This window comes from Bradyrhizobium sp. HKCCYLS20291 (assembly GCF_051167715.1).
GTDB lineage: Bacteria > Pseudomonadota > Alphaproteobacteria > Rhizobiales > Xanthobacteraceae > Bradyrhizobium.
Genome location: NZ_JBNPTO010000022.1, coordinates 20,913 through 45,673, shown reverse-complemented (window position 1 = coordinate 45,673; position 24,761 = coordinate 20,913). Strand labels below are relative to the sequence as shown.

The following is a 24,761-nucleotide window of genomic DNA, read 5'->3' as shown; positions in this document are numbered from 1 at the left end:
GGATGCGGGCGAGATCAACCGGCGCTCGGGTGATGATGATGCGGCGGGAAGGGGGCGAACGTCTGGTCGCAGGGCGCGCGGAGTTGCTCATCGATGGACGCAGGGATCTCCGTCATTGCCAGCGCAGCGAACAATCCAAACAACTTCAAGTTGATTAATCGCTTGATCTCGTATCAAATCGGACTCGCCGAATCTGCGATGTGCGCGTCACGGACCGGCATTGTTTTCAAACTCCCACGGCTGGAATGGATGGCGTTTGTCATCATTCGGTTCCGGCCGGCTGGATTTCAGATCACCAAGGAGATTTTCATGCGCATCGTGTTCGCATTGTCGACCCTCTCCGTCACCGTGGGATCAGCCGTTCTCGGCTGGGGACTGACCACGGCGCGCCCCGCGCACGCGTTCCTGGAGGACATCTGCATCCCGCGCGTGAAGGATGGACTGAGGAATTGCCTCGCGCCGGCCAGCGCGTGCAAGGATCCGGCGGAGGCGCTCAACCGCGGCTGCCTGCTCGAGGCGGTGCAGTTTGCCGCCATCCCGCCGGGACGCAGCATGATCCATGCCGACAGCACCTATTTCATCGCCCAGGCGCTCGGCTATCGCGCCGACGTGGCCTATTGGATCGCCGCCTACAACGAGAATTCCGACTACGCGCAATATGCGCCGATCGACCAGTGCGGCGGGCAGGCGACGACGACCAATTCGGGCGCCAGCTACATCACCGCGAAGTTCAACGGCTTCCAGCGCACCAACACCACCACCGACGGGCCGCTGTATCACTATCTGCTGAACTTCTCGCCGAACGGGCAGGGCACCGACGTGCACGGCGCCAGCGGCGTGCAGGCTGTCTATCCGTTCCATTATCCGCCGCCCGGTTATCCCATCACCATCGACGACGTCTATCAGGGCACGCTGTACGACCTCCGGCAATGGGCCATGAAGGGCGACGAGGCGCCGGGCCTGCTGTGCACCGCCGGCTACACGGTGCCGAACGGCTCGTCGAACTTCAGCGGCCCGAAGTGCCTGGCTAACGTACCGCTGAGCGGCAATGTGCCGCTGCTCGAGAACTATGCCATCGGGCCGGCGATCAACGTGACGTCGGGGCCGAAGATACTCGACAACAGCAACCCCAGCGCCGTCGTCGACTACACCCAGCTGAAGTCCTGGCTGGACGACAAGCAAAGGACCACCGGCGTGCTGTTCGACGACCCGAAGAAGCCGCCGGTGCCGGTGCAGATCGCCCGCATCGGGCTCTATCTGCATAGCCTGCAGGATGCTTCCTCGCACGGCACCTTCTGCGGTGACGACGCGCCGTCGCCGCCCGGCGGCTCGGATGTCGGCAGCTACATGGCCATGAGCTCGGGCAGCATCAAGCTGGTGTTCGGCACCTATTGCGCAACGGGACCGCATCTGGCGAGCCACGTCCAGGAGACCGGCACCGGAGATGCCAGCCTGCCGATGCGCGACTACGTGGCGCTGAACAACACGGTCGACGAGCTGATCCTGTTCGGAAACAACGTCGCGAAGGCGCGCGGCTGGATCGTCAATCCCAGCCTGCTGCCGCCGAACGTCGTCGGGGGCAAGAGCGGCGCCGGCGACAGCGCGGCCGATTTGAAGTCGCGTCTCGTCGGCCGCATCGTCCAGGGCCAGCAATGGTCCCGCGCCGAGGTCTACAATTCCGGCGTCATCACCCTGCCGCTGCAACGCACCGACGCCCAGGACCGGCTGAACACGATGAACGCCGCGCTCGGCGCCTATTCGAAGCGGCTGACCAATGCCAACCCAAAGCTGACTCCGCTGAAGCCGATGCCGGGCAATTCGTTCGTGCCGGGCGATACGGCGGTGTGCTTCAAGTAGCGGCTCTCAGTGAGCTGCCGTAGGGTGGGCAAAGCGCCGCCGTCAGGCGGCGCGTGCCCACCATCTTTACTCCCGCGCGGCGGTGGGCACGATGCGACGCGGCTTTGCCGCGTACGCCTCTTTGCCCACCCTACGGTTTTTGTCGCGCTCGGATTTGAAGCTCGCGAGACGAGCGCAGTGGAAGTTCGTGTCGGCGAGGTCTCGGACAGCTGAGGGCAGTGCCTCATAGGCGGCTCAGAACTTCGGGGATGCGAAGTGTCTCACAGTTCGCGCGAGCGGCCGGCGCGATGCGCCGCGAGCGCCTCCTCAGCCAACGCGTTCAGTTTCCCGGCCTGCACGTCCTGTTCGATTGCTGTATCGAACTGCTTCGCATCGAACTGCTCGAACCACGCGCGGAAGCGCGCCAGCTGTGCGGGCGGAAGCTGCTCGATGGCCTTTTCGAGATCTTCGGCTGTTGTCATATGACAAAGGTAACATCTCATTTCGGGAAGGGAAATGGGACCCGGACCGCTCGCCGTCCTGACAGGATTCTTCGCCATGTCCCGCCTACACTGGATCGATTGCCCCACCGCCGACCGCCTCGCCATCGCCGCCCGTCCGCGCGCGGGAGACTGGCTGGAGGATGAGATCGGCGGCTGGGCGGCCGAGGGCGTGGCGGCCGTCGTCAGCCTGCTGGATCCGGCGGAGATCCACGATCTCGGCCTGCAGCGCGAGGCCGCGTCGTGCGCGGCTGTGGGCATGGCCTTCGTGTCGTTCCCGATCCCCGACCGCGGCCTGCCCGAGAGCCGGCGCGCCGCAACGGAGCTGGCCCGTGAACTCGCCGCGCAATTGTCGGATGGCGCCGATGTGCTGATCCATTGCCGCGCCGGCATCGGCCGTTCCTCACTGCTGGCCGCCTGCGTCATGATCCGCCTCGGCGTCGATGCCGCCGAGGCCTTGGCGCGCATCGCCGCGGCCCGCGGCGTCGCCGTGCCCGACACGGAGGAGCAGCGAACGTGGGTGATGGCAATGGAGCAAGGCGCGTGAGCGCGGCGTTCCCGCGCCGATGATACGGGTCCACTTCGACGCCGTTGATGCAAGTCAACCAAGGCGCACGGGACGCGCGTGGTCGTGTAGCGGAAGAAACGGCCTTCGATCCAGTGCGTAGCCCGGATGAGCGCAGCAATATCCGGGTTCAGCACCGGCGTCGGGGGAGACCCCGGATGTCGCTGCGCTCATCCGGGTACGGCACTGATGTCTCGTGCGCCGCTTCAGGGGGATTCCAGCGTCGAAAGCGTTTTCCAGAGCAGATATCCGCCCAGCACGATCAGGATCATCGGCATGAGCGGCAACGGCAAGGCGAGAAGATCCCACGTGCCGGCCGCGAGAATGATGACCCCCATGATCACGCCGAACCTGTCGACCTTCAGGCTCCGTTGCGTCCGCATCATCTGTGCGCCCAGGATGAGGACGCCGACGCCCACCAGGAACCAGCCCCAGGACAGCCCCGCGAGCATGACCACGCCGAGCCAGATGAAGAATACGGCCCACGCGGCTGAATCGATTTGACGGTGCGGATCGGGGGCATCGTGGGATGGGACGAGAGACGCTTGCGTATCGGCCATGATGCTGCCTCCGCTTCTCTGACGGTGACAGTCTGGTACGGGTCCACTTCGACGCTGTTGATGCAAGTCAACCAAGGCGCCCTGGGATGGGCGGAGTCGCATGGTGGAACAAACGGCCTTCGGTCCAGCGCGTAGCCCGGATGAGGGCAGCGATATCCGGGGTTCATCACCGGCGGTGCAGGGGACCCCGGATGTCGCTGCGCTCATCCGGGCTACTTGACCTCCACCACCAGGGCCGGATCGAACGCCGGGTTCTCGCGGCCATAGCCGTGCGGGTTGCAGATCACGCGCGTGTTGCCGATCAGATAGTCCGAGGGCGTGTGGATGTGGCCGTGGATCCAGAGCGCCGGCTGGGTCGACAGGATCAGCGCCGAGAGGTCGGAGGCGAAGCCGGGTGTCAGGCGATCGTTGCGATAGCGCTCGGCGACCGAGCCCCAGGCGGGGGCGTGGTGGGTGACGACGACGGTCGGGCCGGCGAACGGCGTCGCCAGCACCTCCGCCAGATAGGCGCGTGACGACTGGTGTAGGCCGAGCGCGTGCTGCGGCGTGAAGCGCCGCCACGGCCGTTCGCGCCAGGTGATGCAGCGATGGTCGGCCAGGCCGTCCAGGCAGGCCGCCATCGCCGCCGCCTCGCTGCCGGGGCCGAAGATCGCATAGTCGGTCCACAGCGTGCAGCCGATGAAGCGCACACCCGCGATCTCGACCGCGGCGTTCTCCAGCAGATGCACCGAGAACCGCGCCGCCTCGGCCCGCGCCAGCTTCAGTTCCTCAGTAAAGGTGCGCTGATAGAACTCATGGTTGCCCATCACCATCACGATCGGGACCGGCTCCGGCACGATCTCGCGTAGCCGCGCAAACCCGTTCACGGCCCCCTCGCAGACATCGCCGGCGACGACGACCGCATCGACGCCGGGCAGGGCCGCGATCGGCTTGATGTCGGCCACGTCGACGTGGAGATCGGAGAAAATGTGGAGGTGCATAGCTGGGCAAGCAATATTTACTGAAACTCGAGCTGAAGGGGCGCGAAGATCGGAGCGATATGATGTCGAGACTATGGATCGCGAAGCAATCTTAGCTCGTTTTAGCGAAGCGCCACGCGCCGATTAGGTGCAGTCGGCGGACTACGCTCCGCTAATCCGGCTACGATTGCCACGAAAAGCGTTGAGGCAGAGACACGTCAAAAATTCCGATTCAATTCAAACCATGGATCCGGATGAACAAAGAGGCCGACTAATACAAATCCAACGGAAAGCCAACCAAGGCGGGGTAAGTTATTCTTGAGTTGGTGCGCTCTTAGCGCCGCGCCGCCAACCAATCCGAATACGATAGGCAGTAGGACCAGATAGTATTTATAGCCTTCGCGGACACTGAAAAAGATTGCCCAAGTATCGAACCACCACGTGTAGACAAAGGAGGCGCTGGCAACCGCCGCCAACCCGACAACGATTGACAATGAACGCCAACCTGGCATGGCAAGCGCCAGCATGGATGAGACGATGAATGGCAGGGAGGGGGTCAGAAGAAACATCTCAAACCTCAGGCTCACGTACGTCAAGGCTTCCATCGAAATTGCACCTACTTGGTTGCGCATGGCCTCTATTGACGACCGACAATTGCTCCAAAACGGAAGTTAGCATGATTCCAATACGTTAACCGCGTCGTTCGCCAAAAGATTCACGCCGAACCGCGCCGCCTCGGCCGTGCCAGCGCGAGCTCGTCGGGGAGGGTGCGGTGATAGCACTCATGGTTGCCCATCACCATCACGATCGGGACCGGCTCCGGCACGATCTCGCGCAGCCGCGCAAACCCATTCACCGTCCCCTCGCAGACATCGCCGGCCACGACGACCGCATCGACGCCGGGCAGGCCGTCGATCGGCTTGATGTCGGCCACGTCGGCGTGGAGATCGGAGAAGATGTGGAGATGCATTTGAGGGGAGAAGGTTGCCGCGTTCTCGCATCGTGGGGCTTTAGCGAAGCGTAACGCGCCGATCTGGTCAAGCGGGGCATTGCGCTTCGCTGATACGGCCGCCACTTGCAGCGTTTGCTATGAAAACGTAGTAATATCTCACCACTATTTGAGCTCCGACGGTTATGGATGAACCTAACCAAAACCCTGCTGTTGAGATTGCCGCAGCGGAGGCGTTTGCGCTTCTCTTAGAAACAGCATGTGAAGATTTCGAGCTCGCTCAAGACCTTATTGCCGGACGATTGCGTGTTGCTTCAGCTTCCGACGCGCAAACTGACAATACAGTAGTCAGTCGGAAATTGGAGTTGCGCTCGCTCCGAGCGTCGCCTCGAATACAAATGGCTCTAGCTAAATCTTTTCTATTCCATGCACGTAGAGCCAACCGCGTATGTACCTTCAATAAGGCGGCGTTGAACATCGATCGTGCAGACAGAAAGCAGTTCTTAAAAGATACAGACCCGCTGACGGCGGTCAGAGATGTAAACGAGCACGGCTTCGATGGAAAAGGGTCAATCAAACCTTCAATGCACGAGCAAGAAGGTGGCACTTTGGATGAGACCTCTATGGTTATAGCCGGTCCGACGAAGATTTTAATGGGGCCGCTAAATCTTTACGACTACTATCTTGCCGTGGACCGTATGCGGAAGCTGGCCGGATTTGAGGCGCTGTTTCGCAAGAAGGCGGTAAAGCGAGCCGCGCAGTCCGGTGACCTTTCCGGGCCAGGATGGCGACTGTTTCCTGTCCAAGGCGGCCGTGGCGAGATTCAGCTATATGATATCTTCGTTGATGGCTCTTGGAGAGGGTCAAGGCGCACTATAAAGCAATGTTACGAGGTGCTCATCGCACTGATTTAGTGCTTCTGGCAGGCAGTAGAGGACGTGGTAGTATACCTAGCTTTGCTTAAACCGTCGAAGCCGATGGGGTCGGGCCGAAGGTCCGTTGCTCCGACTGTTGGAGCTTGCAAAATGTGCAACTCAGATTGCCAGAACCAGCAGTCATTTCGAAGTTGCCGCATCGCGGGCAGGCATCTCCAGTTTTGACCGAGTGCGGAGCATGCTCTGTCCAGGTGGGCATACGCTGTGATGACACGAGTGGAAGTTTCTCGCGGTTCACTGCCGCAAGCCGATCAAAAGCGAAATCTTCGGGTACGTTGCAGACGAAAGCTAGTCGACAGGCGTCGTTTATTGCAGTTGCCAATGAAGAAGGAACGAGAAGATGATCTGCGAACAAGTGGGCTTGTCCTTCCGCAGAGTCTTCAGTGTCGGCGAACTGTATTTGGACCGAGAGATCTCGGGAAAAGCGCTTCGCCTCATCGTTGTGCAAAAAGATATGACCAAGTTCGTGAGCGATAATCAAACGCTCCTCAGAGTAGCCTTTCTGAAACCGATGCCAGATACTACGTTTGATGCAGAGTTTGAGCGCGGGACGAAACTCGACAAACGCGGGGGATGAAATCGTGTCGTCGTCGACGACCTCAATCTTTAGCCGACCTTTCGGTTTCATCCCCCGGATGCGCGCGATACTTTCCACGCCGTGAGCTTCAAGTTCAGTGAGGATAACCCTCAGGTCGACTTGCTTCGAACCCGGTAACGTTCCGATCCGCCGACAGTCAGCCGCCAAGTTGGCGATGAATGCCTCGCTTCGGAACGGTACCTTGTAGTCGTCGACCTGAGTCATTTAATTCGACCCTATGAGCAGCCGGTTGTGCTTCCGCAGGTAGTAACGGGAGCCGCGTTCGCCACGGATCGCATCGTGCAGGGTCGCAAGTGCGACTTCAGGGTCGATATTGGGGCGATAGTTGATGTCGGCCACTACGTCGATATCGAACTCGTCATCGGTCGAGTGGCGCGCTACGGTCGCGCCGATCGCGAAGCCGCCCTGCGGATAGAAGTCGTGCACCTGCCCCTTCACGGGGCTGTCGTCGCGTTCTAGCCACTCGTTAATCGCGTGGTAGTGATCGACCGCGAGCTGGTAGTCAGTTGGGCTAAGTTGGATCCTGATCGCTACGTCGGTCAGCATTACATCGATGATGGAGTAGCTCGCGATCTGACGCAGGTAGCGATCGGAGTAGTTCATATCGATCGTCCTCTACAATTGTTGCTTTAATTCCCGTTTCGTTCCTCTGCCAATTCCGGCAGCCGTTGCGGCTGCCGGAAAACCTGATTCGTTGGGTTAAGGTGCGCGACTCTGAATCAACTTTTGGAGCCGAATAGTCATGGCGTCATGCCGTGATGTGAGCCAACTTCGAACTACTAACTGCACCCCGTCGTGGACCCGCACGTATCACACTTCATGCAGGTCCCGTTCCGCACCAGGGTGAAGTTGCCGCATTCCGAGCACATCTCGCCTTCGTAGCCCTTGGCCTTGGCTTCGGCGCGGCGTTCGGCCTTGGAGGCGACTTGGGTCGCCGCCGTGCCGGCCTTGCTCCATTGCAGGGCCTCGAGCTTCTCGGTCGGCGAGAGGTCGTGTTGCGGCTCCTGCTTGTAGGCGACGGCGCCGTCGATGGCGTCGCCGGCGCGGGAGGAGGCGAGCGCGGTGACGCGGCCGCCGGACGGGCCGTCATGCGGCGCCGAGACGGTGGTGTGGGCTGTCCCTGAGGACGTGCCGCCGCGCATGACGACGAGGTTGTCGGTGCGCGAGCGGGTCAGGCCGCGCGAGACGTAGCGCGCCGCCTGCTGGCCGGGGCCGTCCTCGGACATCTTGCCTTCGTCGACGCCGCGGCCGAGCGCATCGAAGTTGCTCTCGGAGGGGTCGACATGGGCGAGGTCGAAGCGCGACATGTAGCTGACGGCGAGCTCGCGGAACACGTAGTCGAGGATCGACGTCGCATACTTGATCGAGTCGTTGCCCTGCACGGGACCGGCCGGCTCGAAGCGGGTGAAGGTGAAGGCGTCGACATACTCCTCCAGCGGCACGCCGTACTGGAGACCCAGCGACACCGCGATGGCGAAGTTGTTGATGAAGGAGCGCAGCGCCGCGCCCTCCTTGTGCATGTCGATGAAGATCTCGCCGAGACGGCCGTCGTCATACTCACCGGTGCGCAAGTACACCTTGTGGCCGCCGACGACCGCCTTCTGGGTGTAGCCCTTGCGGCGATCCGGCATCTTCTCGCGCTCGCGCATCACCACGATACGCTCGACCAGCTTCTCGACGATCTTCTCCGAGACCTGGGCGGCACGCGCCGCCATCGGCTTCTCGTAGAAGGACTCGACCGCATCGTCCTCGTCCTCATCGTCCGAGATGAGCTGCGAGTTGAGCGGCTGCGACAGCTTCGAGCCGTCGCGGTACAGTGCGTTGGCCTTCAGCGCGAGCTTCCAGGAGAGCAGATACGCCGCCTTGCAGTCCTCGACCGTGGCGTCGTTCGGTATGTTGATGGTCTTGGAGATCGCGCCCGAGATGAACGGCTGCGCCGCCGCCATCATGCGGATGTGGCTCTCGACCGAGAGATAGCGCTTGCCGATCTTGCCGCAGGGATTGGCGCAATCGAACACCGCGTAGTGCTCCGCCTTCAGGTGCGGGGCGCCCTCGACGGTCATCGCGCCGCAGATGTGGACGTTGGCGGCCTCGATCTCGCGCTTGGTGAAGCCGATTGCCGAGAGCAGCTCGAAGGTCGGTGACGCCAGCGCCTCAGCGGAGACGCCGAGCTGGTTGCGGATGAAGTCCTCGCCGAGCGTCCACTTGTTGAACACGAACTTGATGTCGAACGCGGTCGGCAGCGCCTTCTCGACCTTGGCGACGGCTTCATCCGTGAAGCCCTTGGCCTTCAGGGTTGAGGCGTTGATACCAGGGGCGTTGGACAGCGAGCCGTGACCGACGGCATAGGCCTCGATCTCGGCGATGTCGGCCTCGCGATAGCCGAGCGCGCGCAGCGCCTCGGGGACGGCGCGGTTGATGATCTTGAAGTAGCCGCCGCCGGCCAGCTTCTTGAACTTCACCAGCGCGAAATCGGGCTCGATGCCGGTGGTGTCGCAATCCATGACGAGGCCGATGGTGCCGGTGGGGGCGACCACGGTGACCTGGGCGTTGCGATAGCCGTTGGTCTCGCCGAGCGCGAGCGCGTCGTCCCAGGCCTGGATGGCGTGGCTGACGAGCGAGACCTGCGGGCAGTGGGCGTGATCGAGCGGAACGGGAGCGACCGACAGCGCCTCATAGCCGGTCGCTTCGCCCTTCGCGGCGCGGCGATGGTTTCTGATCACGCGCAGCATGTGCGCGGCGTTCTTCTTGTAGCCGGGGAAGGTGCCGAGCTCGCCGGCCATCTCCGCCGAGGTCTTGTAGGCGATGCCGGTCATGATCGCCGAGAGCGCGCCGCACAGCGCGCGGCCTTCCTTCGAGTCGTAGGACAGGCCCATGGTCATCAGCAGGCCGCCGATGTTGGCATAGCCCAGGCCGAGCGTGCGGAACTCGTAGGAGAGCTCGGCGATCGCCTTGGACGGGAACTGCGCCATCAGCACGGAGATCTCGAGCACGATGGTCCAGAGCCGGCAGAGATGCTCGTAACCAGCGACGTCGAACTGCTTGGTCCTGGTGTCGTAGAACGTCAGCAGGTTGGCGGAGGCCAGGTTGCACGCCGTGTCGTCCAGGAACATGTATTCCGAGCACGGATTGGACGCGCGGATGTCGCCGGACGCCTTGCAGGTGTGCCAGTCGTTCATCGTGGTGTTGAAGTGCAGGCCGGGATCGGCCGAAGCCCAGGCGGCGTGGCCGATCTTCTCCCAGAGGTCGCGCGCCTTCAGCGTCTTGACGACCTTCTTGTTGGTGCGGCCGATCAGGCTCCAATCGCTGTCGGTCTCGACGGCGCGCAGGAAGTCATCCTTCAGCGACACCGAGTTGTTGGAGTTCTGGCCGGACACCGTCAGATAGGCTTCCGAATCCCAATCCGTGTCGTAGATCGGGAAGTCGATGTCCTTGTAGCCCTGCTTGGCGAACTGGATGACCCGCTTGATGTAGTTGTCGGGCACCAGCGCGCGGCGCGCGAGCTTGATCTCGCGGCGGAGCGCCGGGTTCTTCTCGGGATCGAAGCAGTCGTCGCCGGAGCCCTCGCAATTGACGCAGGCCTTCATCACGGCCTTGAGGTGCTTCTGGTTGATCTTGGAGCCGGTGACGAGAGCGGCGACCTTCTGCTCCTCCTTCACCTTCCAGTCGATATAGGCCTCGATATCCGGATGGTCGGCGTCGACCACCACCATCTTGGCGGCGCGGCGCGTGGTGCCGCCCGACTTGATGGCACCCGCAGCGCGGTCGCCGATCTTGAGGAAGCTCATCAGGCCGGACGAGCGGCCGCCGCCCGACAGCCGCTCGCCTTCGCCGCGCAGCCGCGAGAAGTTGGAGCCGGTGCCGGAGCCATACTTGAACAGGCGCGCCTCGCGCACCCAGAGGTCCATGATGCCGCCGTCATTGACGAGGTCGTCCTCGACGCCCTGGATGAAGCAGGCGTGCGGCTGCGGATGCTCGTAGGACGATTTGGACTTGGTCAGCTTGCCGGTCTTGTAGTCGACGTAATAGTGGCCCTGGCCGGGGCCGTCGATGCCATAGGCCCAATGCAGCCCGGTGTTGAACCATTGCGGCGAGTTCGGCGCGACCATCTGCTTCGTCAGCATGACGCGCAGCTCGTCATAGAACGCCTGTGCGTCCGCCTCCGAGGAGAAGTAGTTGCCCTTCCAGCCCCAATAGGTCCAGCAGCCGGCGAGGCGGTCGAACACCTGCTTGGCGGAGCGCTCGCTGCCATAGCGCTCATTCTCGGGCAGCGCGGCCAGCGCCTCGGTGTCCGGCACCGAGCGCCACAGCCAGGACGGCACGCTCTCTTCCTCGACCTTCTTCAGGCGCGCGGCGACGCCGGCCTTGCGGAAATACTTCTGCGCCAGCACGTCGGAGGCGACCTGCGACCAGAACTCGGGCACCTCGACATTCTCGAGCCGGAACACCACGGAGCCGTCCGGATTCTTGATCTCGGATGTGGTCAGACGGAAGTCGATCCCCGCATAGGGAGACTGTCCATCGGTGGTGTTGCGCCGTTCAATCCGCATCGCGAGCCCCAATTTTCTTGCCGGACCGCGTTCGCGGCCGGGATCATTGCATCCAAAGGCGGTGGCCTGCGAGTCCCATCCGAAGGGCTTCGTCTGCCGCCGCAGTTCAACCGGTTGCCCGGCCCGTCTCTCAACGCCTCGCGCTCAACGCCTCACGCTGCCGTCCGGCCCCCGCCGTTGTCGCAGGGGAGCCCCCACATCTAGTGGGGGGTTCTGCTGTCCTGCCGTCGCGACCACCCCGCCGCGGGACAGACGACGAACCGCACGCCGGGCCGGTTGGCCTTCTGGCGCGGTCGTCCTGGTACCCTTCTGGGAAGCGGCCGGCGGAACTCGAAACGTGACCAAGCGCCGAACCGGGTCGGAAGCTAGGACGACTCCGCTTCCCCCGTCAAGCATTAGTGGGGGTTCCCTAACCAAACACTAAATATGGGGGAAAGTGCGGGATAACCAGGGCGCATGCCGGTATCGTGATGGCCGTAACTATCGGCGAGTCCACGCGGATTCGAAACCGAAAAAATTTGCTCCGAGGGCTGTCCACAGGGCTTCGCCCCGCTGTTCACAGGGGCAAATTTATTCGCGTGCGAACGGTGTGTTTTGCTTGCATCAGCGGGACTCACGGCAGCTTACGGGGGATGGCGCGGGGCAGGCATGCCCCACAATCCCTGGTGTGGCCGGGAAAACGCCGGCAAGCTCCTGGTCCCACAGACGGCGCCGGTGATTCCATGACAGACAAGCCAGTGGCCAGCGGGCGGATCACGCCCGCCGGGCTGATGTTCCTCGCCATCACCTCGCTCGGCTGGGGGTTCAACTGGCCTGTCACCAAGCACCTCGTCGGCGTGCTGCCGCCGCTGACGCTGCGCGGCACCACTGGCGTGGTCGGGGCGGCTCTCCTGGCGCTGCTCGCGATTCTGCGAAGCCAGAGCCTCGCCGTGCCCTCAGAGATCTGGCCGCGGCTGATCCTGGCCGCAATGCTCAACGTCACCGGCTGGATGGTGCTGATGGGGCTGGCGCTGTTGTGGCTGCCGGCCAGCGAGGCGGCGTTGATCGCCTACACCATGCCGGTCTGGGCCTCGCTGCTGGCCTGGCCGATCCTCGGCGAGCGCCCGACGGTGCTGCGCGTGCTGGCGCTGGTGCTGGCCTTCGCCGGGCTCGCCTCGATCATGGGCAGCAACGGCATCTCCGCCAGCCGCGACAAGCTGCCGGGCATCGTGATGGTGCTGGGCGGCGCGTTCGGCTTCGCGCTCGGCACCGTCATGGCCAAGAAGCTGCCGATCAAGCTGCCGCCGCTGTCGGCCGCAGCCTGGCAGATCGGCATCGGCTGCCTGCCGATCGTGATCGTCGGATTTGCGTTGGAGCATTCCGACTGGACCAGGCTCGATCAGCTCGACTGGGCGCTGATGTTCTATTCGACCGTGATCCAGTTCTGCGTCGCCTATGTCGCCTGGTTCGCGGCGCTGGCGCGGCTGCCGGCGTCGGTGGCGGCGATCGGCACCATGGCGGTGCCGGTGATCGGCGTCGTCGCCTCGGCGGTGGCGCTGCGCGAGCCGCTCGGCGCCGGGCAGCTCGCGGCGCTCGCCTTCACGCTGGGAGCGGTGGCGCTGGCGACGCGGGGCTGAGCGCGAGCCGCACGATCTGGGCAAGCTCGGCGCGGCGGTAGGGCTTGGTCAGCAGCAGCGCCTCTGGCGCGAGCTGGCCGTGCTCGAGGATTGCGTTGTCGGTGTAGCCGGAGGTGTAGAGCACGCGCACCTGCGGCCGCCGCGCGATCACCATCTCCGCCAGCTGACGGCCGCTCATGCCGCCGGGCATGATGACGTCGGTGAACAGCAGGTCGAACGCCGCGCCGTCGTCGATCATCGCCAGTGCATCACTGCCGCGCGTCGCCGACAGCGTCGTGTAGCCAAGGCTCTGCAGCTGCGCGAGCACGAAGCTGCGCACCAGCGGATCGTCCTCGACCACCAGGATCGTCTCGCTGCCGCTGCGCAGATCGGTCTCCGGCGCGGCGGCCACCTCCGTCGCCGCTCGCGCTGGCGGCAGGTAGAGCCGGATCGTGGTGCCGCGGTTCTCCTCGCTGTAGATCTTGACATGGCCGCCCGACTGCCTGGCGAAGCCGTACACCATGCTCAGTCCGAGCCCGGAGCCCTTGCCGGCTTCCTTGGTGGTGAAGAACGGCTCGAAGGCGCGATGCTGCACCTCGGGCGGCATGCCCATGCCGGTGTCGCTGACCGCGAGCATGATGTAGTGCCCCGCGGTGACGCCGGGATTGGCGTCGGCATAGGCCGCATCGAGCGCGGTGCTCTTCGTCTCCAGTAGCAGCTTGCCGCCGTCCGGCATGGCGTCCCGCGCGTTGATCGCCATGTTCACCAGCGAATTGGCGAGCTGTGCGGAATCGACGTGGGCGACCAGATCCTCCTCGGCCAGGATGGTCCGGATCTCGACCTGCTCGCCGAGCGTCGGGCGCAGCAGCTTGGCGATGTCCTGCACGGTCGCGTTGACGTCGATGTCGCGCGGCCGCAACGGCTGCTTGCGCGCAAACGCCAGCAGATGGCGAATCAGCTCGGTGCAACGGTCGGCCGCCTTGCCGATCAGCGCCGCAAGCTCGGCTGCGGCCGGGCGGTCCTGCACGATGTCGATCAGCACCTCGATCGAGCCGGTGATGATGGTCAGCATGTTGTTGAAGTCGTGCGCGACGCCGCCGGTGAGCTTGCCGATGGCGTCGAGCTTCTGCGCCTGCTGCAGCAGCCGCTCGGTCTCGCGTGCGTCGGTGACGTCGTGGTACACCAGCACGGCGCCGTTGAGCGCGCCGTCCGCGTTGCGCAGCGGACGCCCGCTCACCATCAGCCGGGCGGGCAAGCGTCCGTCCAGCGGCCGCACCACCACTTCGCGCCGGTCGAACGACAGCCCGCGCAGGGCGCGCGCAATCGGCAACTCGTCGTCAGGGATCGGCGTGGTGGCATCGTTCTCGAAGAAGCCGTTCTCGACGACCATCTGGGCGAAGGTCTTGCCAACCCGCGTTCCCAGGAAGGTCCCGATCGCAGGGTTCGACAACACGATCGTGCCGTCCCGATCGACCACCAGCACGCCCTCGGCCATGCTGTTGAACGTGGTTTCGAGAATCGCTGCCGAGCGGCGCAGTTCGTCATAGGCCGCCGAGAGCTCGCCACGCTGCTGCAGCGACTGCGCTTCCAGCGAGATCGTTGCCGCCTGCGAACGGGTGAGCGAGGAGCGTAGCGCCCGATCCGACTGATGCGCCCGGCGGATCAGATAGAAGGCGATCATCAGCAGCAGGCCGACCCCCACCAGATCGATCGCCAGCAGCCACGAGCCAGTGCGGCGCGAGATCGCCATGCGGATGCCGAGCAGCCGCCGCTCCTCGTTGGTGAAGGTCTCGAACCCATCGCTGCCCGACGCCGTTACCGCGGGATCGGCGGTGAGCGCGGCGAGTCCGGCGCTATCGCCAGCGGCACGCCGGCGGACGAGTTCGTCTGCGAGCGCCATCCTCGACCGGATGAGCTCGCGAAGCTGTGTCAGCGTCTGCGTCTGCTCCGGGTTGTCGCTCACCCCCTTTGCCAGGTCGTCGAGAGCGCCAGGAAGGCGCGCGCGGGTCTCCTGGAACTCCGTCAGGAATCGATCCATGCCGGTCAGTGCGAAGCCGCGCGAGGTGGCTTCCGCCTGCCGGAAGAGGACACGAAGATCGGACGCGTTCTCGAGCACTTCCATGGTGTGCTCGACCCAGGCGTTGTCGCTGCGCGCCTTGAGGTCCAGCGCAGTCGATGCGGCGCCGACCGCGAGCAGAGTTCCAAGACCGAGACCGATCGCAACCCGCCGGCGAATCATCACGGAGGCCCTTCGGTGCGGGATGTGATCAGCCTATCAAGCGGCATCGTTAGTATGAATTGCTTTCAATCAAAATTGCGACGGCGAATAGATCGGCCGGAAACACACCACGACTAGCAGGAGGCGGCCTTGTGCCAACTGCCAAGTCTGGTTCCATTGGAGTTTGTGAGGACTACGCTAACACTGAGGTCGGCTCTGACCTCGCAATGCGCGGCACTGCGCTGACGCGACCGCTCGGCCGATCGGACATCAACAACCGATCTGTCGTGCCGGATCGCATCAAGCAAGTAGCGTGAGCCGGACCCTCGGGGCAAGCTCGGATTTGCGATGCGACCTGGTCATCAGCAAACCTCATTGTGCCGTCGTGTCACTTCGCATGCGAGGTAGGACATCCCGCACACCCCGCTCGATCGGCTGGTGGCATTCCGGTGCCTGGGATGCATCGGACCGGCAGGAGCCGTTGCCCATGCTAGCGCGACGACTGCTTGGCTGATCGAAGAGCTTCGACAGATCGAAGGGGCGGATCGCAGCCGGCAACGAGCGCGAGCCGGACCATCTGGGCGAGCTCGGATTTTCGATAAGGCTTGGTCAGCAGCAGCGCGTTCTGGTCGAGGCGGCCGTGCTCGACCATCGCGTTGTCGGTGTAGCCCGAGGTGTAGAGCACTCTCGTGCCGGGACGCTGCCGCAGCGTCTCCTCGGCGAGTTCCTTGCCGTTGACGCCGCCGGGCATGATGACATCTGTGAACAGGAGATCGAAGGCCTGCCCGCTCTCGATCTTGGCCAGGGCCTCGACGCCGGTCGATGCGGTAATCGTCCCATATCCGAGGCTGCGTAGCTGTGAGACCACGAAATCCTGCACCAGCGGATCGTCCTCCACGACGAAGATCGTCTCCTCGCCGCGGGGCGGCGGCGGCTCCGGCGGAGCGGGGCTCGCGGCCAGTCCCTTGGGGGCGGGGATATAGAGCCGGATCGTGGTGCCCCTGCCTTCTTCGCTGTAGATCTTGATGTGTCCGCCGGACTGCTTGACGAAGCCATAGACCATGCTCAGTCCGAGCCCCGACCCCTTGCCGGCCTCCTTCGTCGTGAAGAACGGCTCGAAGGCACGATCGCGAACCTCCGTCGACATGCCGGTGCCGGTATCGCTGACCGCGACCATGATGTAGGAGCCGGGAGCCACGCCGGCATTTGCGGCGGCATAGGCGTCGTCGAGTTCGACCCGCCGCGATTCCAGCAGCAGCTTGCCGCCGTTGGGCATCGCGTCGCGCGCATTGATCGCCATGTTCACGAGTGAGTTGGCGAGTTGAGCCGAGTCGATGTGCGCGATCAGCTCCTCCTCGTCGAGGATCGAGTTGATCTCGATCTGCTCGCCGAGCGTGGGCCGCAACAGCTTGGCGATGTCGAGGATGGTGCTGTTCACGTCGCTGTCGCGCGGGTGAAGCGGCTGCTTGCGCGCGAACGCCAGCAGGTGACGGATCAGCTCGGTGCAGCGATCGGCTGCCTGACCGATCAGCGCGGCCGTCGCCGCGGCGGCCGGACGGTCCCTGACCTCTTCGGCGAGCGTTTCGATGGTGCCGGTGATGATGGTCAGCATGTTGTTGAAGTCGTGCGCGACGCCGCCGGTGAGCTTGCCGATCGCGTCGAGCTTCTGCGCCTGCTGCAACAGCCGCTCGGTCTCATGCGCCTCCGTGATGTCATGATAGACCATGGCGGCGCCGGTGATGGCACCCGCAGCGTCGCGCAGGGGCCGACCGCTCACCATCAGCCGCAGCGGCTCGTCGCGGTCCTGCAACTGGACCATGAGCTCGCGCCGGTCGAATGCCTCGCCGCGCAACGCCCGGGGTGTCGGCAAGTCCTCCCCCGTGATTCGCGTCACGCCGTCGCTCTCGTAGACGCGAAGCTGGGACCGGACCTCGGTCAGCTTCTTGCCGGGGCTGTAGCCGAGCAGGCGCTCGACCGCCGGATTGGAGAACACGACGGTGTCTGCGGCGTCGATCACCAGCACGCCTTCCGCCATGCTGTTGAACGTGCTTTGCAGGATCTCGGCGGAGTGGCGCAGTTTCTCGTGCGCCGCCACCAGATCGAGATGCTGCTTCTCGGCCTTTTCGGCCAGCCAACTGGCTTCGGCCTCGGAGCGGACCAGCGAAGCGCGCAGCGCCCGGTCGCCGAGATAGGCGCGCCGGATCAGGTATCCGGCGATCAGCAGCAACAGCGCAAGCCCGCTCAGGTCGATGGCGAGCAGCAGCGTGCCCGTCGCTTTCGACGTGGCCGTGCGCGCCGCCAGCAACTGCCGCTGGTCGGCAACGAAGCGATCGAGATTGGCCGTGATCGCACTCATGAGCACCGGACCTTCGAAGCGCTTGCCGAGCGCTTCCATGCCGGCACGATCCGACGCCGCACGCAGCCGAATGAGGTCTGCGGCGACGCTGATCCGCTGGTCGATCAGCGCGGCGGTCTCCGCGAGAAGCGTCGTTGGTCCGGGACTGTCGGCTGCAGCGCGCTGCAGGTCGGCTAGTGCAGCTGGAACCCGCGCGCTGACGTCGCCGAACTCCGCCTTGAACGGTTCGGAACCGGTCAGTCCGAAGCCGCGCGACGAGGCCTCGGCTTCGCGCAGGAGCAGGCGCAGGTCAGAGGTCTTCTGCAGGATGTCGAGCGACGAAGCGACCCAGGCGGCATCATGACGCGACTTGATGTCCAACGCTGTCGAGGCGGCTCCGATCGCCAGCAGAGTTCCGAGTCCGAGTCCCAAGGCGAGGCGATGACCAATCATAAGTGCAGCTCGATCATCGACAGGTCGGTTCGGCGTATCGCGTTCGCGCGTGGTGTGGCCGCGGTGCTGGCCATCGGTCGCGACTGCGTCGAAAGCAGCTATGAAAAGTGGGCATGGCGCGCCTCCTCGATCGAAGTCCTGGCGCATTTGACGGCGGCAGGCCTGGACGCTTGTTCGCTCCGAGGGGCAGGGCGCGGGACTGCAGACAAATGGTGCATCGGCAGAAGAGCAGTCACCCTCGCGAGCGGCCCGTCACCGGGCAGAATCAGGAACTCGTTTGATATTGAACCTGTTCGCGCAATTCATCTGCACGCCTAATGGCACATTGCTCAAATTTCGTCAAAAATCAGTCCGTATCGTGGCGGGTTGGACACACAACAAACAAGTTGCGACAACAATGAAGCGGCGAGGTACGTACCTCGCCGCTCTGCTTCTTTGCTAGACGTATTCGGGTAACTACGGACAGGGATGACGGATGCCGTCGTAACCGAGATAGGTTCCCGACGCTGGATCGTAGGAGCGGTAACGCCGTGCGCAGTAGCTCGGGTCGACACCTTCGGTTCCAACGACCGCGACCGGCGCGGAGTCGTCATAGTAGGAGTAGTCGTCGCTATAGTAGTTTGGTCCGTAGTAGTACGGATCATTGTAGTAGGCGTAACTGCTGCCAAGGCCGACACCGACCCCGATGCCGACGCCCGGCCAGAAGCCGCCGCCACGATGACGCCAGCCGCCGCCGTGGTGCCAGCTGCCGCCCCGGTTCCAGTTGCCGCCGCCGCCGCTCCAGTTGTTGGGCCGGCCGCCATTGTTGAACGCGACGCTGCCGCCGCCCGGGCCGCCGCCTCGACCGGCGAACGAAGGACCGGGGCCGGGGCTCATTGCGGCGCGCCCAGGGCCACCGCTGAACGCAGCGCCGCCCCCAATGCTGCCACCGCCGCCCATGGTTCCGCGGCTAGCGCCGCCTCCGCCGATCGCAGCGCCACCGCCGCCGCCGCCGATGCCCGCACCAGCGCCGGGGCCACCACCACCGGGACCGCCGCCGCGACCTTGCGCCAGGCTCGTCGTCGCCGTCGCGAGCGGCAGAATCAGCGCCACCGCCGCGACCGCGCTCAATGTCTTCAGGCTTCTCATCGAAGTCACTCCATCAGGGGAAAATGACCTAACCGCAGGCAGAGGATGTCGTTCCCTGCGGCAGATGGCCGTCATCAAGGCATATCGACGCCGATGGGGATGTGGCGGCGGGCGACACTGGACAAGTGGCGGGCGGGGTGGCATCAGAGCCGCGTCGCTCACCAACTTGGCCCGCGCGCATGAAACAGTTCTTTCTCAAGCTCTTCACGTGGTGGAACGGCCAGACCTTCGGCACGCAGCTGTGGACCTGGCGTTTCGGCGAGCTCGTGGGGCAGGACGCACAGGGCAACCGCTATTATCGGACCGCCGGCGGCAAGATCGATCCGGTGCTGCACTTCGAGCGCCGCTGGGTGATCTACAACGGCCTCGCGGAAGCCAGCCGCATTCCCCCGGAATGGCACGCCTGGATGCACCACATGGTGGACGTGCCGCCGACGCAGGATGGCTACAAGCCGCGCGAGTGGGAAAAGCCGCACCAGCCCAACCTGACGGGCACGCCGCTGGCCTATCGCCCCGCGGGCTCGACCCTGGCTAGCGGGCGCCGTCCGAAGGCCACCGGCGATTATCAGCCCTGGACGCCCGCCGGCTGATTCGTCTCAAGCGCGAATTATGGAACGAGAGATGGCCGTCTGCAGCTGCGGGCGGCCTTGTCGTTTGACGATGATGTGACCCGAGGCGCCTATGTGGCGACCCTGTTGAGGGCCGCTGCGGCGCGCTCGGCCGTCTCGATCCGCCGCTTCCGGGACGGCGCGATCCGCTCCAGCATGCGTGACAGCACCTCCGGAGGCGCGGTGTCGGGCGACCCGGCGCTGAATGGCGGGGCAGGGTTGTATTCGAGTCGCAGCTGGATCGCTTCGGCCGTCTGGCGATCCACCAGATGCGACACCAGCGTCAACGCGAAGTCGATGCCTGCGGTGACGCCGCCGCCGGTGATGCGGTTGCGGTCGATGCAGACACGCTCGGTGCTGATGGTCGCGCCGAACAGCGGCAGGCATTCGCGCGCGCTCCAATGGGTCGCGGCGCGATAGCCGTCGAGCAGTCCGGCGGCCCCGAGCGCGAGCGAGCCGGTGCAGACCGAGGTGATGTATTTGGCGCCATCAGCCTGACGGCGAATGAAGTCGATCACCTCGGGATCGTCGAGAATGGCGTCGACGCCGAAGCCGCCGGGAATGCAGATCACGTCGGCTTGCGGGCACTGCGCGAAGGTGGTCGTCGGCTGCAATGTCAGCACCGAGTCGGTGGGGATCGGCTCGATCCGCTTCCAGGCCAGATGCAGCGTGGCGCCCGGCACGCTGGAAAACACCTGGACCGGACCGGTGAGATCGAGCTGGGTCAGATGCGGAAACAGGACGAGAGCGATGGAGAGCGGTTCGGGCATAGCGGCACTCGCGAGCATGATGGGTTGACGTGCGCCATCCTGCATGATCCGTTCGCCGTCTGATATGTCGAAGTTCCCTCGATTTCGGACAGATGGAGCCGCCACGTGATCGGCATGCTCGTATTTCCAGATTTCCAGCTGCTCGATGCGGCAGGCCCGATCTCGGTATTCGAGATCGCCGCCCGCTACGCGAGCGCCGCGCCGAAAATCCGTCTGATCGCGGCACAGCCCGGACCGGTGCGATCGTCCTCGGGTGTGGAGATGCAGGCGCGCAAATTCGGTCCGATCTCGGCTTTCACCACACTGCTGATCGCCGGCGGCGATGGTGTGGAGACGGCGAGCCGCAATCCCTGCACGCTCAAATTCGTGCAGAAGGTCGCCCAGCGCGGTACTCGCATCGCGAGCGTCTGTTCCGGCGCATTCATGCTGGCCGAAGCCGGCCTGCTCGACGGCCGGCGCGCAACGACCCATTGGCAGCGCACGCGGCAATTCCTGCGCACCTATCCCAACGTCAAGCTCGAGCCGGACAGCATCTATGTCCGTGACGGCAGCATCTGGAGCTCGGCGGGGATCACCGCGGGCATCGATCTCGCGCTCGCCATGGTCGCCGAGGACCATGGCGAGGAGATCGCGCGCAAGACCGCCCGGCAGCTCGTGCTCTATCATCGGCGCAGCGGCGGGCAGTCGCAGTTCTCGTCGCTGCTGGAGCTGAAAGCCCCCAGCGGGCGATTTGCCGATCTCCTGACCTGGGCGCGCGAGCATCTCGACGCGCCGCTGACGGTCGATGATCTCGCGGAGCGCGCCGGCATGAGCACGCGACATTTCACCCGCGCCTTCGTCGCCGAGACCGGCACGACGCCGTCCAAGGCGATCGAGCGTCTCCGGCTGGAGGTCGCGCGCGACCGCGTGCAGGCGTCGCACCAGCCGATCGAACTCGTCGCCGCCGCGACCGGCTTCCGCGATCCCGAACGGATGCGCCGGGCCTTCATCCGCGCGTTCGGCCAACCGCCGCAGGCGCTGCGCCGCGCGGCCCGAGCCTTGGCCGATTGACTTGGCCGATTGATCTGCATCAGATTGCGGAACCGTTGCAGGCCTATCGTGGTTCGTCGATTGGCATCGTGCAGCGGGAGCAGGCAATCGTGAGTGACGGCGATGGGCGTGACGCTGGATCGATGTTCGATCGGCCGTTGCAGTTCGTCCGCTTGAAAGGCTTTCCCGACGCTCTGCTGGACGTCTCAGCACCCGAGCTATGGCGGCACCTTCCCGCGCCCACGCTGTTCGACCTGCCGGGACGACAATGCGGCGCGCTGTTTGTCAGCGTGCTCCTGCACGGCAACGAAGACACCGGCTGGCGGGCAATTCAGGCCGTCCTGAAGCGCTGGCGGGGGCGCGCGTTGCCGCGGCCGATCAAGCTGTTCGTCGGCAACATCGCGGCCGCGAAGGCCGGTGTGCGCACGCTTCCCAGCCAGCACGACTACAACCGCGCCTGGCCCGGCACGGAGCATCCTGCAACGGCAGAAGCTGCGATGATGCAGGCCGTCGTCGACATCGCAGCATCCGATTCGCTGTTTGCCAGCATCGACATCCACAACAACACCGGCAACAATCCGCACTACGCCTGCGTGACCAGCTGCGACGATGATCATCTCCAGCTTGCGCGCCTCTTCGGCCGCACGGTGGTTTATTTTACGGAACCGCTCGGCGTGCAGTCTGCGGCCTTGTCGCGCTTCTGCCCCTCCATCACCGTCGAGTGCGGCCGCCCAGGAGCCGAAGCGGGTGTCGCGCACGCGGTCGAACTGATCGAGTCCGCGCTGGCGCTCCAGCATTTTCCTGACCACGAGGTCGCAGCCGCCGACATCGATCTGATGCGCACCTTCGCGATCGTCAAGGTGCCGGCCGACGCGAGCTTTTCCCACGATGGCAGCGCGGCGGATTTCCGTTTCCGCTCCGATCTCGATCACCTGAATTTCGCCGAGCTGGAGGCCGGCACGTCGTTCGGCGCTCATGCCGGAAATTTCAGGCTCGAGATCGTCGCCTCGGAAGGCGGTGAGGGCGACTACTTTACTTATGCCGGCGGCGAGGTGCGGCTGGCGCGCGGCGCCATCCCGGCGATGCTGACGCTCGATCCCAACGCGGTGCGGCTCGATTGTCTCGGCTATCTCATGCAGCGCATCGGCCGCGACGGACGGCGGCTGGATCCGGCAGGCGGGTGACGCGATGGCGGATCTCGGCGACATGGCAAGTCCTGGCGCGCCGGAGGCCGATAGCGCGCGATTTCGTCAGTTGCAGGCGCAGTTCGCCGCTGATTACGACAGGCTGTTTGACGACCCAGGCCTGCCGCGCACGGTGCTGATCGTGCCGAGCCTCACGCTCGATCCCGAGGTGCTCGCCAAGGTCTCCGGCGTGCATCACTACGAGGAGCGCATGCTGTGCATGCTGCTGTTGCTGCGCCTGCCGCGGACGCGCGTGATCTACGTGACCAGCACGGCGATGTCCGAAACCATCATCGACTACTATCTGCATCTGCTCCCGGGGATCCCGAGCGGCCATGCGCGGGCGCGGCTGACGATGCTGTCCTGCGACGATGCCTCGGCGGCGCCGCTCACGCAGAAGATCCTGCAGCGGCCGCGCCTGCTCGCACGGCTCGACGCCGCGCTGCGGCAGGGCGGACCCGCGCATCTGAGTTGTTTCACGGTCACCGAGCTGGAGCGCCGGCTCGCGCTGGTTCTGGGCCTGCCGATCTATGGCTGCGATCCGGCGCTGGCATCGCTGGGCTCCAAGAGCGGCTCACGCCGCATCTTCAAGGAAGCCGGGATCGATCTGCCTGATGGCTTCGAGGATCTGTTCGATGCCGATGCGCTCGCGGACGCTCTCACCGAGCTGAAGCGGCGCAAGCCCGAGTTGCGCAAGGCCGTGGTGAAGCTGAACGAGGGCTTCTCGGGCGAGGGCAATGCGATCGTCGATCTCAGCGACGCGCCCGCCGATCGCAGCCTGCGGCACTGGTTGGGCGACCGGCTGCCGCTGATGGCGTTCGAGGCGCGCGGCATGGCGTGGGAGCTCTATGCCGAGAAGCTCAGGCTGATGGGCGGGATCGTCGAGGCGTTCATTCCGGGAGAGATCAAGACATCGCCATCCGCGCAGCTGCGCATCGATCCGCTCGGCCGCGTGCACGCGGTCTCGACGCATGATCAGGTGCTCGGCGGACCCAGCGGCCAGATCTTTCTCGGCTGCCGGTTTCCGGCCGACGACGCTTATCGCCGCGAGATTCAGGCGCGCGGCGTCGCCGTGGCCGAGGTGCTGGCGCGCAAGGGCGTGATCGGCCGGCTCGGCGTCGACTTCATCTCGGTGCGCGACGGCGCCTCGTGGCGCCACGTCGCGATCGAGATCAATCTGCGCAAGGGCGGCACGACGCATCCGTTCCTGATGCTGCAGTTCCTGACCGATGGGATTTACGACGCCGGGAGCTGTGCGTTCCTCACACCCTCCGGCGAGCCGCGCTGCTACTACGCGTCCGACAATCTCGAAAACGCGGCCTATCGCGGCTTGACACCCGACGACCTCGTCGACATTGCCGTGCTCAATGGACTGCACTTCCACGCCGCTGCCGGCGAGGGCGTCGCCTTCCATCTGATCGGTGCGTTGTCGGAGTTCGGCAAGCTCGGCGTGGTGTGCATCGGGCGCACCCATGAGCGTGCCGCCGAACTGTACCGACGCACGGTCGCGGTTCTCGACGCCAGCCGGTGAACGCAGTTGAAACAATTTCAAGTTGTATGTCTGTCGCGAAGCGCGCATAGTCTGCGGATTGCCACGTCAATGGAGATTATGATGCGTGTAGCTCTGTCGTTGATTTTGTTTGTTGCCATGTCCATCGGCGGTCTCGACCGCGCCGTTGCGGCCAAAGCCGACGTCACCGGAATGTGCGTCTGTAAGAAGGGCGGCAGTGTGCTGAACACCTACAGCGCAACGCAATGCGTGAAAAACGATCATGCAGGTTGCACGTCCGTGAAGGTCGCCTGCGTCAACGCCAATGCCGCCGCATGCCGAATGGCGGGCGGCACGATTTCGCAATCGACCAAGAAGTGCAGCGTCGGCGCCAAGTGCTGAGCGGCTGATCGCCGCGCCTGAGCTCTGCGCGCGAACGGCTGGGGTCACCGGCAGTCCCGCGCGAGCGACATCGCGGCATGTTCGCCGGCATGTTGGCA

At 64.6% G+C, this 24,761-nt stretch carries 22 protein-coding genes; 10 read left to right on the top strand and 12 right to left on the bottom strand.

What is annotated here, in order from left to right; genetic code table 11:
• The first annotated feature begins 309 nt into the window (after window positions 1-309).
• Entirely contained in the window at window positions 310-1,857 is a 1,548-nt protein-coding gene (locus ACQR07_RS32905) for a hypothetical protein (RefSeq protein ID WP_434906213.1), read from the top strand.
• 260 nt (window positions 1,858-2,117) lie between these two features.
• On the opposite strand, the gene ACQR07_RS32900 is transcribed toward ACQR07_RS32905, so the two are convergent.
• Window positions 2,118-2,396 carry a hypothetical protein gene (locus ACQR07_RS32900; protein WP_434906212.1) on the bottom strand — a complete coding sequence of 93 codons (279 nt, stop codon included), beginning with the start codon at window positions 2,394-2,396 and terminating at the stop codon, window positions 2,118-2,120.
• On the opposite strand from ACQR07_RS32900, the gene ACQR07_RS32895 reads away from it, so the two are divergent.
• The gene (locus tag ACQR07_RS32895) at window positions 2,395-2,883 is read left to right on the top strand and encodes a phosphatase domain-containing putative toxin (RefSeq protein WP_434906211.1); all 489 of its coding nucleotides are present in this window, start codon (window positions 2,395-2,397) and stop codon (window positions 2,881-2,883) included. The genes ACQR07_RS32900 and ACQR07_RS32895 overlap by 2 nt on opposite strands.
• A 224-nt stretch (window positions 2,884-3,107) precedes the next feature.
• Here ACQR07_RS32895 and ACQR07_RS32890 read toward each other — a convergent pair whose 3' ends face one another.
• The 4 genes from ACQR07_RS32890 to ACQR07_RS32875 form a co-directional block, all read right to left on the bottom strand.
• Complete coding sequence (locus ACQR07_RS32890) at window positions 3,108-3,461, bottom strand: hypothetical protein (protein ID WP_434906210.1); 354 nt, start codon at window positions 3,459-3,461, stop codon at window positions 3,108-3,110.
• A 212-nt stretch (window positions 3,462-3,673) separates the two neighbouring features.
• Window positions 3,674-4,441, bottom strand: coding sequence for a metallophosphoesterase (locus tag ACQR07_RS32885; RefSeq protein WP_434906209.1), 768 nt, complete (start codon window positions 4,439-4,441; stop codon window positions 3,674-3,676).
• A 197-nt stretch (window positions 4,442-4,638) separates the two neighbouring features.
• Window positions 4,639-5,052 carry a hypothetical protein gene (locus ACQR07_RS32880; protein WP_434906208.1) on the bottom strand — a complete coding sequence of 138 codons (414 nt, stop codon included), beginning with the start codon at window positions 5,050-5,052 and terminating at the stop codon, window positions 4,639-4,641.
• A gap of 83 nt (window positions 5,053-5,135) precedes the next feature.
• A complete protein-coding gene (locus ACQR07_RS32875; RefSeq protein WP_434906207.1) occupies window positions 5,136-5,495 on the bottom strand; it encodes a metallophosphoesterase in 360 nt (119 codons plus the stop codon).
• A 59-nt stretch (window positions 5,496-5,554) separates the two neighbouring features.
• On the opposite strand from ACQR07_RS32875, the gene ACQR07_RS32870 reads away from it, so the two are divergent.
• The gene (locus tag ACQR07_RS32870; protein WP_434906206.1) at window positions 5,555-6,283 is read left to right on the top strand and encodes a hypothetical protein; all 729 of its coding nucleotides are present in this window, start codon (window positions 5,555-5,557) and stop codon (window positions 6,281-6,283) included.
• A gap of 46 nt (window positions 6,284-6,329) precedes the next feature.
• Here the strand turns inward: ACQR07_RS32870 and ACQR07_RS32865 are convergent, their stop codons facing one another.
• From ACQR07_RS32865 to ACQR07_RS32855, 3 genes are all read right to left on the bottom strand, one after another.
• Window positions 6,330-7,106: an ImmA/IrrE family metallo-endopeptidase gene (locus ACQR07_RS32865; RefSeq protein ID WP_434906205.1), complete on the bottom strand. Its 777-nt coding sequence runs from the start codon at window positions 7,104-7,106 to the stop codon at window positions 6,330-6,332.
• On the bottom strand, window positions 7,107-7,505 hold the full coding sequence (locus ACQR07_RS32860; RefSeq protein WP_434906204.1) for a hypothetical protein: 399 nt from the start codon (window positions 7,503-7,505) through the stop codon (window positions 7,107-7,109).
• Between the two features lie 176 nt (window positions 7,506-7,681).
• Window positions 7,682-11,452 carry a vitamin B12-dependent ribonucleotide reductase gene (locus ACQR07_RS32855; RefSeq protein WP_434906203.1) on the bottom strand — a complete coding sequence of 1,257 codons (3,771 nt, stop codon included), beginning with the start codon at window positions 11,450-11,452 and terminating at the stop codon, window positions 7,682-7,684.
• Between the two features lie 722 nt (window positions 11,453-12,174).
• Here ACQR07_RS32855 and ACQR07_RS32850 point away from each other — a divergent pair.
• Window positions 12,175-13,068, top strand: a complete 894-nt coding sequence (locus tag ACQR07_RS32850; protein ID WP_434906202.1) for a DMT family transporter — start codon at window positions 12,175-12,177, stop codon at window positions 13,066-13,068.
• Here the strand turns inward: ACQR07_RS32850 and ACQR07_RS32845 are convergent.
• Both ACQR07_RS32845 and ACQR07_RS32840 read right to left on the bottom strand, forming a co-directional pair.
• The gene (locus ACQR07_RS32845; protein WP_434906280.1) at window positions 13,031-15,286 is read right to left on the bottom strand and encodes a CHASE3 domain-containing protein; all 2,256 of its coding nucleotides are present in this window, start codon (window positions 15,284-15,286) and stop codon (window positions 13,031-13,033) included. The two genes, ACQR07_RS32850 and ACQR07_RS32845, sit on opposite strands and share 38 nt — an antisense overlap.
• Before the next feature lie 469 nt (window positions 15,287-15,755).
• Window positions 15,756-18,053, bottom strand: a complete 2,298-nt coding sequence (locus ACQR07_RS32840) for a CHASE3 domain-containing protein (RefSeq protein WP_434906201.1) — start codon at window positions 18,051-18,053, stop codon at window positions 15,756-15,758.
• On the opposite strand from ACQR07_RS32840, the gene ACQR07_RS32835 reads away from it, so the two are divergent.
• Entirely contained in the window at window positions 18,042-18,371 is a 330-nt protein-coding gene (locus tag ACQR07_RS32835) for a hypothetical protein (protein ID WP_434906200.1), read from the top strand. The genes ACQR07_RS32840 and ACQR07_RS32835 overlap by 12 nt on opposite strands.
• A 138-nt stretch (window positions 18,372-18,509) precedes the next feature.
• On the opposite strand, the gene ACQR07_RS32830 is transcribed toward ACQR07_RS32835, so the two are convergent.
• Window positions 18,510-19,181: a BA14K family protein gene (locus tag ACQR07_RS32830; RefSeq protein ID WP_434906199.1), complete on the bottom strand. Its 672-nt coding sequence runs from the start codon at window positions 19,179-19,181 to the stop codon at window positions 18,510-18,512.
• Window positions 19,182-19,360: 179 nt separating this feature from the next.
• On the opposite strand from ACQR07_RS32830, the gene ACQR07_RS32825 reads away from it, so the two are divergent.
• Window positions 19,361-19,771 carry an NADH:ubiquinone oxidoreductase subunit NDUFA12 gene (locus ACQR07_RS32825; RefSeq protein ID WP_434906198.1) on the top strand — a complete coding sequence of 137 codons (411 nt, stop codon included), beginning with the start codon at window positions 19,361-19,363 and terminating at the stop codon, window positions 19,769-19,771.
• Between the two features lie 89 nt (window positions 19,772-19,860).
• Here the strand turns inward: ACQR07_RS32825 and ACQR07_RS32820 are convergent, their stop codons facing one another.
• The gene (locus tag ACQR07_RS32820; RefSeq protein WP_434906197.1) at window positions 19,861-20,559 is read right to left on the bottom strand and encodes a DJ-1/PfpI family protein; all 699 of its coding nucleotides are present in this window, start codon (window positions 20,557-20,559) and stop codon (window positions 19,861-19,863) included.
• 105 nt (window positions 20,560-20,664) lie between these two features.
• Here ACQR07_RS32820 and ACQR07_RS32815 point away from each other — a divergent pair, with 105 nt between their 5' ends.
• The 4 genes from ACQR07_RS32815 (at window position 20,665) to ACQR07_RS32800 (ending at window position 24,663) form a co-directional block, all read left to right on the top strand.
• Window positions 20,665-21,609 (top strand): GlxA family transcriptional regulator, encoded by a 945-nt coding sequence (locus ACQR07_RS32815; RefSeq protein ID WP_434906196.1) that lies wholly within the window; start codon window positions 20,665-20,667, stop codon window positions 21,607-21,609.
• Between the two features lie 89 nt (window positions 21,610-21,698).
• Window positions 21,699-22,772 carry a M14 family metallopeptidase gene (locus tag ACQR07_RS32810; RefSeq protein WP_434906195.1) on the top strand — a complete coding sequence of 358 codons (1,074 nt, stop codon included), beginning with the start codon at window positions 21,699-21,701 and terminating at the stop codon, window positions 22,770-22,772.
• A gap of 22 nt (window positions 22,773-22,794) precedes the next feature.
• A complete protein-coding gene (locus ACQR07_RS32805) occupies window positions 22,795-24,303 on the top strand; it encodes a peptide ligase PGM1-related protein (RefSeq protein WP_434906194.1) in 1,509 nt (502 codons plus the stop codon).
• 81 nt (window positions 24,304-24,384) lie between these two features.
• The gene (locus ACQR07_RS32800; protein ID WP_434906193.1) at window positions 24,385-24,663 is read left to right on the top strand and encodes a hypothetical protein; all 279 of its coding nucleotides are present in this window, start codon (window positions 24,385-24,387) and stop codon (window positions 24,661-24,663) included.
• The last annotated feature ends 98 nt before the right edge of the window (window positions 24,664-24,761 follow it).